The sequence below is a fragment of the Vibrio sp. 970 genome (assembly GCF_033339075.1).
In genome coordinates, this window is sequence record NZ_JAWOTW010000316.1 from 1 (window position 1) to 700 (window position 700).

A 700-nucleotide genomic window follows, 5' to 3' on the forward strand; every position below is an offset into this window, starting at 1 on the left:
CAGTGAGTTTAAAAGCGAGGGAGTAATCGCGCTGAGTTCTTTTAGTTGTTGATTTCATAACACTCTCCAATTTTTTTTGGGGGGAAAGTGTCAACCTTATTTAGGACGGCACAAAGCTACTCAAATCACAGATAGAAAAAAAGCGAGCCATGAGCTCGCTTTTTTAATTCGGCAAATCTAATGATTTCCCGAGTCCAGAACCAAAAAAAGAAAAAACCCAGCAAAGTCATGCTGGGTTTTCCGATAATGGTGCGGAAGGAGAGACTTGAACTCTCACACCTTGCGGCGCCAGAACCTAAATCTGGTGCGTCTACCAATTCCGCCACTTCCGCAACTTATTCTGTAGATATCAAGATAATTGGTAAAATCTCAACATCATTGTATGTGGCAGGGCTACCTGGATTCGAACCAGGGAATGGCGGCATCAAAAGCCGCTGCCTTACCGCTTGGCGATAGCCCTACAGCGTAAATAGTCAAAGACTACTTAACCTCTCTTATCGAGAGAAAGAATGGTGCGGAAGGAGAGACTTGAACTCTCACACCTTACGGCGCCAGAACCTAAATCTGGTGCGTCTACCAATTCCGCCACTTCCGCGTATTCTGATAGTGTAGATTAATTTAAGATGGTGCGGAAGGAGAGACTTGAACTCTCACACCTTGCGGCGCCAGAACCTAAATCTGGTGCGTCTACCAATTCCGC

General features: G+C 45.6%; 3 tRNA genes. All 3 read right to left on the reverse strand.

Going from position 1 to position 700, the window contains the following annotated elements:
- Positions 1 to 247: 247 nt before the first annotated feature.
- Positions 248 to 332, reverse strand: a tRNA-Leu gene (locus R7Q11_RS26395).
- A gap of 53 nt (positions 333 to 385) precedes the next feature.
- Positions 386 to 460, reverse strand: a tRNA-Gln gene (locus tag R7Q11_RS26400).
- A 50-nt stretch (positions 461 to 510) separates the two neighbouring features.
- A tRNA-Leu gene (locus R7Q11_RS26405) sits at positions 511 to 595 on the reverse strand.
- Positions 596 to 700 lie beyond the last annotated feature (105 nt).